Raw genomic sequence first — 9770 nt, 5'->3', positions numbered from 1 at the left:
GTCGACAATGTGCTGCACGCGGCAGGCAATGGCGAAACCAGTGCACCACCTGTGGTGCTGAACTATCTCGCCAGCGATAGCGACGGCGATAGCAGCACCGATGGCGCGCTTTCCATCATCTTCAACGATGATGCGCCTGCTGCAATCGCGCCGAAGGCTCTGACAACAGTGACCAATGCTGCCGGTCAGACAGGATCGCAGTTCCTTGATGTCGATAATGACGTCGATAATAATTTTGGCGCAGATGGCGGCGCGGTTGTCTTTACCGCAGCCAGCATCACGGCTCTTGAATCGCAGAACCTGACTTCTGGTCTGGCTCCGCTGAGCTATGCCATCTCGGCTGATGGCAGCGTGTTGACCGCAACCAAATCCGGTGATGGTACGCTGGTATTCACGATCACGCTCGATCCGCTGAGTGCGGAAGACCAATATGTGATCAATCTGACGCAACCGCTCGATTCAAAGAGCACGATCGACTTCAACGATGGCGGCTATAATTTTGTCGGCGGCAATGGTTCGTGGGCAGGTTTCACGCAGCCAGGAACGACCGGCAGCAGGGATTTGCTGCTGACCCCGCAGGAAAACGATCTGAACGCCGGCACGGTGAACACCAATGCCAATGAAGGCGGCATCAGCGCAGGCAACTCGGTCGGGGCCGGCGAAGTGTTCCGGGTGGACTTTGTGATCGATCTGACGGGAAGCCCCAGCAGCGGTGCTGACTATGCGGTCCCGGCCAACCAGAACCATACGTTCTCCGGCCATTATACGGTCAATGGTGCATCCGCGCTGTTTACCAAGATTACCGGAAGCTCGTCTGTCAAGATCGAAGCGTTTGACGATTACAATGGCAACAATCTGGTCAATGACGGCACACAGGATCCGATCACGTCGATTGGCATCAGCTATAATGGCGAGACCAAAGTCGTCACCACCAGCGGCAATGTGACGGTTGGCGGCCATGTTTTCCTGGTCACCTTCACAGGCGGTTATGCCACTGTTGCAGGTGTGGTGGAAAATACCCGCCTTGCCGGTTTCACCGACGATGGCTTCAGCAGCATCGAATTTGGCTATGCTGGCGGCAACACGTTCAAGATCGGCGATTTTGGCGCAACCACCATCAGCAATGACCCGGTTAATTTCACAGTCCCCGTGGTTACGGTGGATGGTGATGGCGATGTGGCCAATAGCCTGACCGACATCAGCATAACCTTGCAGCCGGTAAGCATGGCATCCGCCCTCAGCAGCGCCAGTTCCGCAATGTTGCTATCCACGGTTGAAGGCTCAGTCAGCAATGACAATTTGGCCACAAACCCCATTGGCGGCACCAATTCGCAGCGGTCAGGCATGGATCAGCGCGGGGCGCAGATGGCAACAATCTCTGCCATGGCGGTGGCTGTTGCCATGCCGGAAAGCCTGGTGGCATCGCCGCTGGAGCAGTCCGGCATGGATATGACGGGCCTGGACAATTCGGAAAGTTTCGTGACCTCGACTGTATCTCTCAGCTTGGCTGATCAACCCGAACAGTTGATGGCGGCAGACGATGCGTTCTTCGGTTCGCAGGATGCGGGCTTGTCTGCCCGCATTGACAGCGCAAGCGATCTTGCCGGGCAGGATGTCGGCAAATTCGAAGGGTTCGACCATGTGTCGATCTATGACCAGATCGATCTGACGAGCCAGACCAGCGAGCCTGCGTTCTCCTTTGGTGCAAACGCCCAGACAGCCGCCATTGCAGCGCCTTCGGTGGAAGGTTCGATGATGATGGATGCGCTGCTGACACTGGGCCAGGGCAGCGCGGCCGAAGCTGGCAATGGTGCGGCGCAGGCGAGCACTGTTACCACGCAGGAAATGCCTGATTTGCAGGAAGCCTTCCTCGATATGGTGTCAGATCAGGCAGTTGAAGCGATTATCGATCACTTTGCCGCTGATGGATTTGATGCCGGTCAAGGAACGCCAGCCAGCGGGCCTGCAGGAACATTTGATGTCGGCATCCTCAACATGGGTGTCGCGCAATCGCACGGAATTTTCGGAATGCAGGGCGTGGTGGATACGGCTGCAGAAGATATGAGCATGCTCACAGCTACGGCGTGATGTGAGCGCAAGGAAGACCAGGGGGATACCTATGACCAATCTCAAACGACTGTCTGTCTGCGCGGCAGCTCTGACCGGCCTGTGGTCGGCAGGAGCCATGGCGCAGGATGACACGCAGACCCTGATGGGGCTCGGCATTTCCGAACTGCGTCAGGAAATCCAGACCCGCTACGATGCGGGACTGGCTGCGAGTATCGATCCTGCGATTGTTTCTGCCAATGACAACCGGTTCATGTGGGCCAATGAAGCCAAGGCCCAATGCGGTATTGCGCTGGGCTTTCTCAAATCATCCACCAGGGATGAAACCAGCATTGCCAAATGCGCGATGGCCGCACGGATGATGAACCGCATGCCAGCGCCGCCAGTGGTTGTGGCACCGCCGCCGCCTGTGCAGACTGCCGTATGCAATCGTGACGTTGCAGGCATGATCTTCTTTGATTTCGATTCGTCGGACCTGCCTGCTTCGGCATCTGACAGCGTGGCATTCGTGACGGAAAATGCGGGCCGTTGCCAATGGTCCAGCATCACGGTGATCGGCCATACTGACCGCGCCGGCAGCGATTCCTACAATGAAGGGCTTGCGCTGCGCCGGGCCAATACGGTGGCGGAATATCTGCGGAATGGGGGCGTTGCGCCATCCATGCTGCGCGTGGAAGCGCGCGGAGAAAAGCAACCGCTTGAAGAAACAGCCGACGGCGTTCGCAATCCGCAGAACCGCCGCGTCGAAATCGTCGCGAACTGATTGGGGGACACCATGTTCAAACTGAAAATCACCTTTGCGGCCGCTTTGATGATGGGCTGCGCCACGGGCGCTTTTGCGCAGGATGCAGGGCAGGGTACCAGCCTGCGCGAGGCTGTCGAAGTTGCGATGGCATCCAACCCGGAAATTTTGCAGGCGCAGTTCAACAAGGAAGCGATCGAATTCGAACGCAGGCAGGCCCAGGGGCTTTACGCACCGCGCGTCGACCTGGAAGCATCCGCCGGGGTGCGCCGCCTTGAAAACGCCACGCGGCGCAACCTAGGCATCGCCAATAATGAGCTTTACCCGCTGGAGGCGAGTGCCAAGGCGGATTGGACGATTGTCGATTTCGGGCGCCGGCGCGGTGAATTGCTGCGGCAGACATCGCGGGTGGACGGTGCATCATTGCGCGTTCTGGAACGTTCGGAATTCGTCGCGTTGCAGATTGCGCGCCAATATCTTGACATCATGTTGCAGCAGCGGATTGTTGCCGCATCGCTGGATAATGTCGGCTTCCACCAGACACTGGTGAGTGATCTGGGCGAAGGGGTGGAGCAAGGCTCGATCAGCATCGCCGATCGCCAGCAAGCGGAAGAGCGCCTGCAATCGGCGGTTGTCCGGCAGGAGGAAGCATATCAGGATCTTGAAAATGCCAAGATTACGCTTCGCCGCCTGACTGGCCTGGACATCAGCCAGGGCCAGTTGCCGCCCAGCTTTGATGCCATGCTGCCTGCCAATCTGGATCAGGCTGTGGGCTTTGCGCGGGTAAGCAATCCGCGCATTCTGGAAGCCAAGGCCGATGTTGATGCCGCCAATGCGCTGGCCCAATCGGCTCTGGGCGATCTGTATCCGACAATCGGCGCGGAAGTGGTTGGCCGGATCGGTGATGATATTGACGGATTTCAGGGCGAAACCAACGATGTTCAGGCACGGCTGTATCTGCGCTGGAACATCTTTGACGGCGGCATAAACCGGGCGAAATATCAGGAAATGGTGCGGCGTTCCAGCCAAGCGCGTTACCGCCTCCATCAGGTCAACCGCGAGGCTGAAGAAGATGTGCGCGCTGCATGGACTGCAATCAAGGCGCAGGACAATATCACGGCTGCGCTGGACCGGCAGAGCCGGGTAAGCGATGATCTGCTGCTGTCCTATCGCAGCCAGTTCAACGTTGGCCGCCGTTCACTGCTGGATGTGCTGGACGCGCAGAATACACGCTATAATACGCAGGTCCGGCTTGAAACTGCACGTTTCTCGCAATTGTTTGCAGAATATCAAACTCTGGCAGCTACAAACCGGTTCCTGGAAGCGCTTGAACTGGCACCGGGTGCCGGTGCTGGCGAGACAGAGCGTCAGCAATTCAACTACGGACCGGAAACACCGGCCGAACTGCAGCGCCGCGTCTATCCGTAATTGATAGGCAACCGGCTTTAAAGGAATTGAGGAAAGGTGGTGCACGGCCAGCTTAGCAATGCAGCGAATGCAGATTTCGTGTCCGGCGCAATTGCCGAACTCGCAGCGCGTTACGGAATGCCATTTTCACCGTCCCAGCTTTACACGCTGGCGCGCGACGCAAATGGCACACTGCCGTTTCATCAGGCCGGGCCTGCCATAGAACTGGCAGGCATGAATTTTGCCCCGCGTGATGGCCGCAAGCTGCCGCGTAGCGATTACCACTTTCCTGCACTCATCTCCCTTACCGACAACAGCCTGGCCGTCCTTCACGAATATAAGGATGGCCAGTTGCTGGTCTGGCGGCCGGAAACCGGCCAGACCCAGTGGGAAAGCTTCGATGGCGTAGCAGGCCAGTTTACCGGCGGTTTTCTGACTGTAACGGGCGATCCTGACAATTTGCGCGAAAGCGAAGCGCCGTGGCATGCCAAGGGGCGCAATCACTGGTTCTGGAGTGAGCTGCACAAGGAACGGGCCGCTTACCGACCGGTCATCATCGCGTCGCTGATCATCAATATTCTGGCGCTTTCGCTGCCGCTATTTTCCATGAATGTATATGACCGCGTCATTCCCAATCGCGCCGAATCCACCTTGTGGGTGCTGGGCATTGGCGTGCTGCTGGCGTTTGCGCTGGAATTTGGCCTTCGTAATGCGCGGGCCAATGTCATCGACGAAGTTGGCAAACGCCTCGACCTGAAGCTCTCGCAAAAGATATTCGGCCGCTTGCTGGTGACCCCATTAAGCGCGCGCAAGGGCAATACAGGTGCGCTGGCAGCGCGTGTTTCGGAATATGCGAGCGTCCGAGATTTCTTCGCTTCGACCACTATCGTCCTGATGGTGGATGTCGCGTTTCTGGTCATTTTCGTCGCGGCGATTGCCTATATCGCAGGCTGGCTCGCCATGATCCCGCTGGTAGCCATGGTGATGATGGCGATTGCCGGCTTCATCCTTCAGCGCAAAGTCGTCGAAGCGTCACGCGATGCGCAGGCGGACCACGGTTTGCAACAGACATTGCTGGTGGAATCGCTGGCCGGCATGGAAACTCTCAAAAGCCTGACGGGCGAGGGCGGCATGGTTGGCCGCTGGTATCGCCTGGCAGAAGTGGGCGGACATTCGCAGGCCCGCCTGCGCAAGATCAGCGCTACAGCTGTGGGGCTGGCAGCATCTTTCCAGCAAATTTCGAGCATTTCACTGGTTATTGGCGGCTATTATCTGTTCGATGCAGGCAAGATATCGATGGGCGCCATTATCGCGATCGTGATGTTGTCCTCCCGTTCGCTGGCGCCTGCCGGGCAAATCGCTTTTCTGCTCACCCGCGGCCGCCAGGCACGCGAAACACTGACCAGTATCGAAGGCCTGTTCGATGCAGAAGATGAACGGCGGCAGGGCAGCGTGTCCATCCCGGCGGTCATCCGTTCGGCATCAATCAGGATGGACAATGTGGAATTCAGCTATCCCGATGCGCCTGTCGCGTCGCTCCAGTCCATAAATCTGACGATTGAACCGGGCGAGCGGATCGCCCTCGTCGGGCGCGTTGCGTCGGGCAAGTCCACGCTGGGCCGGGTTTTGTGCGGGCTTTATCAGCCAACTGGCGGCACCATGCTGGTGGAAGGGGTAGACAGCCTGCAGTTCCGCCCGCAGGATCTGCGCAATTCCTTCCGCTTTGTGGGTCAGGATGCCAGCCTTTTCACAGGTTCTGTGAAGGACAATCTGACGTTGGGCAGCCCCGATGCCGCCGACCAGGAATTGATGGAAGCACTCAGGGTAACAGGGGCCGACCGGTTCCTGTCACAGGATGCAGGCGGGTTTGACCGCATGGTTGGCGAACATGGCCGCAAGCTGTCTGGCGGCCAGCGGTCGTTCCTGGCCTTGGCCCGCGCCTTTGTGTCACCATCGAAACTGCTGTTCCTTGACGAGCCGACAGGCGCAATGGACAGCCAGACCGAAAAGCTGTTTGTGGACCGCCTGCAATCCACCATGCAGCCTGCGCAGACGCTGGTGGTATCCACCCATCGCCCGGCGCTGTTTGCCTTGTGCAACCGCATCATCGTTCTCGAAAATGGCCGCATAATCGCTGATGGTCCCAAGGACGAGATTATTGCCAAATCGGGGGCCATCGCATGATGGACACGCCCCCACATCCCACGGCCCCTTCTGCTGAAGCATCGGCAGTTGCTGTCCCTTCGCGCCGGATGCGGATTTTTCTGGTGGCATTCTTCGTGGTGCTGGCGGGTCTGCTGTTCGGAACCTTGTGGATGGCCAATCAAGCCAAAGGCGCTGCGCCGATGCATATCAGCCAGAAACAGGCCGATAATCTGGCGGGCATAACGGCTGGCACCGGCGCTGAACTGGTGCTGCAGGGCGAATCCGCACAGGAACGCAACGCGCTGATCCCGCTGGTGGGCGGCACGGTTGAGAAAGTGGCCGGTTTTTCAGCGCTGGGCGGTGACAAGGCAAGTTTTCGAACAGCCCTGAAATGCATGACGCAGGCCATTTATTATGAAGCTGCCAATGAACCTGTGCAGGGCAAGCGCGCCGTGGCGCAAGTGGTGCTGAACAGAATGCGCCATCCGGCATACCCCTCATCGGTGTGCGGCGTCGTGTATGATGGGGCCACCAAGCCGGTCTGCCAGTTCAGCTTTACGTGCGATGGTTCGCTGCTGCGCCCTGCCATGGCCCGCCAGTGGGAAGAATCCAGCAAGGTGGCAGAAGCTGCGCTGACCGGCACAATCGAGCCGAGCGTCGGCACTGCCACCCATTATCATGCGGACTATGTGCTGCCGCGCTGGGCATACCGTCTGGGAAAGATCGAGCAGATTGGACGGCATATTTTTTACAGGTTCCAGGGTGACTGGGGCAAGGCGCGCGCCTTTACGCGCCTGTGGTCAGGCCATGAGGCCATTCCGTCGCTGGATATGGCGCGCCTGCGCAATGCGCTTGATGCAGACATTGAAACCGAACTGCTGGCGCAGGTGGAAGATGAATATGTGCCCGGCCTGACCGTGACGCAGCATGTGACAGACCGCCATGCGGCGGCTGATGTGGGCGGCCGGATCGACACGACCAAGGAATGGCGTCTGTCCATTCCTGACCCTGTTGCAGGGGCCTCATCCTATCGCGCCACGCTGGACCGGCAGGGCGAACCACAAACCGTGGCAGCGCCGCTGCTTGCAGATGGCGCAAAACCTGCGAAAGTTAATCCATGAACTGGAAATCCCGCATTGCCGGTTGGGACGCCAATCGCAGGCTTATTGCCATTGCGGCGGTTGGCATATTGGCGCTGATCGTGTGGGCCAGCCTCGCGCAGGTGGAAGAAGTGACGCGCGGAATGGGCAAAGTCATCCCGTCCAGCAAAACCCAGCTTGTCCAGCCAGCCGAAGCGGCCACTATTGCAGATATATTGGTGCGCAGCGGGCAGGCAGTGAAAAAAGGCCAATTGCTGGTGCGGCTTGATGATGCGCAGGCATCGTCAGAACTGGGGCAGCTGGAAACCGAAAATGCGCGCCTTTCTGCACGTTCGCAGCGGCTTTCTACCGAGGCGTCCGGCGGGGCCATGGGCTGCGGGGCGGGCACCTTGTGCGCGGAAGAACGCGGGTTGTCGCAAGTTCGCCGCGCCACGGCACGAAGCCGGGAAAACGCGCTGGCAGCCGCTGTCGAACAGCGCCGCCGCGATTTAAGCGAAGGGCAGGCCACCGTCTCTGCGCTGGAAAACAGTGTCCGGCTGGCGAATGACCAGGTTAATATGCTCCAGCCGCTGGCAGCCAAAGGCATCATCCCGCAGACGGAGTTGATTACCGCCCAGCGCGATCTGGTGGACACACGCGGGCGCCTGTCCGCAGCGCGTCAGGGTGTAGCGCGGGCGCAGGCTTCCATTGGCGAAGCCCAGGCACAGCTTAATTCCGCGCGGCTGGATTTCCGCGAACAGGCCCTGAGCGAGCGCAGCGAAGTCAACACGCGCATTGCGGTCAATGCGGAAACCATCCGCGGCGCAACAGCGCGCCAGCAGCGCAACGAATTGCGCGCCCCGTCAGACGGTATCGTCAATGATGTGCAGATCACCACAGTCGGCGGATTTGTGAATGCGGGCGAAAAGATCATGCAGGTCGTCCCGGTGGGGGACCGCCTGTTTGTGGAAGCGCGCATCAGGCCAAGCGACATCGCTTTCATCAAGATTGGCGATCATGCCAATATCAAGGTGACGGCGTATGATTTTTCCGTGTTCGGCGGCCTGTCGGGTACCGTGCAGCAGATCAGCGCGGATTCCATCTATGATGAAGTCGAGCGGGAAGCCTATTACCTGGTGGTGGTTGAAACTGACCGCGCCTTTATCGAACGGCGCGGGCAGAAGCTGCCGATTGTGCCGGGGATGATTTGCGACGTGGAAATCATCACGGGCAAGAAATCGATCCTCAATTACCTGCTCAAGCCGGTGGCCAAGGCATTCGACCAGGCATTGACGGAACGGTAATTTCGGGCGGTAATGTCGCCCCGTGGCCGGTGTGGCACGGATCAGTATCCGTGCAGCCAGCTTTGTTTGTTCCCGAAACTGAGCACCGGGCGGTAGCCTTGCGAAACCGACGCATCGATGAGCTTGTCCGTGGTGTTGTCGAGCATGACAAATCGGCCATCCACACGCACAATCAGTACGGCATGATCCACCCGCCGGACGAGATCCTTTGCCAGGGTCAGCACCATATCATCGCGCTTGATACCCAGCGCTGCCAGCATCTGCATCTTGGCAATGGCGATATCTTCACAATCGCCCTTGCCAAGGCGGAAGGTGGTTTTCGCATTGGCCCAGTAATCGGCCTTGCCCCACAAATCCCGGTCTTCGGCATAGCGGATGGTTTTGTTGGCATAGGCGTTTACGGCTGAAATAATGTCCGCATCACTACGCTGCAAAGCGCCCAAACGGCGGTTTGCCCAGTCCTTGGACACACTGCCGCGGCTGACGCGCTGCCAGTCCGCTTCGAAATGCGTCTTACCAATGCTGATGCGCTTGCTGGCGAGAAAATCTGTCGCGCCTTGCGTCCGGTTTGTTCGGGTTTCGGCAAGGGCGGGCATGACATTGACGAGCCTTCCTTCGCTCTGGCCGAGGCAATTGCTGAGGCCAAGAAGGGATACTGGCATGGCGCTGGCGGTCTGGGCAGGTGCCTGCACCGGCTTGCCATAGGCGGCTTCAACCGCTGCCGCGCTTGCTTGCCCTGACTGCGCCTGGATCATCCGTTCCAGCGCGGTCATCGTGCCATTGCCGTTAAGGGCGGCAGACTTGGTCTGCTGCGCAAACGGTGACGCTGCTGCAGCTGGCGTGAAAGCCGATGTCCCTGCAATGCCTGCCGGCATATGGCATGAAACGCTGGCCAGCGCGGCGGCCGATGCGGGAAGCATCAGCGCCACATTGACCACCTCCGGGGCAACCTGCGCTTGCGCTGTCGGCGCAAGGGAAAGGCCTGCGCTCAAAAGGGAGCCCCCGATAAGGGTTCTGGCCCATCGC

6 protein-coding genes and 1 pseudogene are annotated in these 9770 nt (G+C 59.0%); 6 read left to right on the top strand and 1 reads right to left on the bottom strand.

Translation table 11 applies throughout. From position 1 onward, the window contains the following. The 6 genes and pseudogenes from GRI44_RS08325 to GRI44_RS08300 form a co-directional block, all read left to right on the top strand. Positions 1–2088, top strand: a pseudogene (locus GRI44_RS08325) (hypothetical protein); the annotation flags it as partial. Between the two features lie 31 nt (positions 2089–2119). Next, on the top strand, positions 2120–2830 hold the full coding sequence (locus GRI44_RS08320) for an OmpA family protein (RefSeq protein ID WP_160601094.1): 711 nt from the start codon (positions 2120–2122) through the stop codon (positions 2828–2830). A gap of 12 nt (positions 2831–2842) precedes the next feature. Continuing rightward, positions 2843–4237 carry a TolC family protein gene (locus GRI44_RS08315; RefSeq protein WP_160601092.1) on the top strand — a complete coding sequence of 465 codons (1395 nt, stop codon included), beginning with the start codon at positions 2843–2845 and terminating at the stop codon, positions 4235–4237. Between the two features lie 39 nt (positions 4238–4276). Continuing rightward, the gene (locus GRI44_RS08310) at positions 4277–6400 is read left to right on the top strand and encodes a type I secretion system permease/ATPase (protein WP_332872382.1); all 2124 of its coding nucleotides are present in this window, start codon (positions 4277–4279) and stop codon (positions 6398–6400) included. Continuing rightward, positions 6397–7482, top strand: coding sequence for a cell wall hydrolase (locus GRI44_RS08305; RefSeq protein ID WP_160601090.1), 1086 nt, complete (start codon positions 6397–6399; stop codon positions 7480–7482). Before GRI44_RS08310 ends, GRI44_RS08305 begins: the two co-directional genes overlap by 4 nt. After that, complete coding sequence (locus GRI44_RS08300) at positions 7479–8744, top strand: HlyD family type I secretion periplasmic adaptor subunit (RefSeq protein ID WP_160601088.1); 1266 nt, start codon at positions 7479–7481, stop codon at positions 8742–8744. Before GRI44_RS08305 ends, GRI44_RS08300 begins: the two co-directional genes overlap by 4 nt. A gap of 41 nt (positions 8745–8785) precedes the next feature. On the opposite strand, the gene GRI44_RS08295 is transcribed toward GRI44_RS08300, so the two are convergent. Then, on the bottom strand, positions 8786–9736 hold the full coding sequence (locus tag GRI44_RS08295; protein ID WP_160601086.1) for a transglutaminase-like cysteine peptidase: 951 nt from the start codon (positions 9734–9736) through the stop codon (positions 8786–8788). Between the last annotated feature and the right edge of the window lie 34 nt (positions 9737–9770).

The sequence above is a fragment of the Allopontixanthobacter confluentis genome, from assembly GCF_009827615.1.
Lineage (GTDB): Bacteria > Pseudomonadota > Alphaproteobacteria > Sphingomonadales > Sphingomonadaceae > Allopontixanthobacter > Allopontixanthobacter confluentis.
The sequence above is the reverse complement of the archived record's forward strand: the minus strand, read 5'-3'. Positions and strand labels throughout refer to the sequence as shown.

What these genes read in the sequence shown, in the direction of transcription:
- GRI44_RS08320 (WP_160601094.1), top strand. Translation starts at nt 2,120, where the DNA reads ATGACCAATCTCAAACGACTGTCTGTCTGCGCGGCAGCTCTGACCGGC.
- GRI44_RS08315 (WP_160601092.1), top strand. Translation starts at nt 2,843, where the DNA reads ATGTTCAAACTGAAAATCACCTTTGCGGCCGCTTTGATGATGGGCTGC.
- GRI44_RS08305 (WP_160601090.1), top strand. Translation starts at nt 6,397, where the DNA reads ATGATGGACACGCCCCCACATCCCACGGCCCCTTCTGCTGAAGCATCG.
- GRI44_RS08300 (WP_160601088.1), top strand. Translation starts at nt 7,479, where the DNA reads ATGAACTGGAAATCCCGCATTGCCGGTTGGGACGCCAATCGCAGGCTT.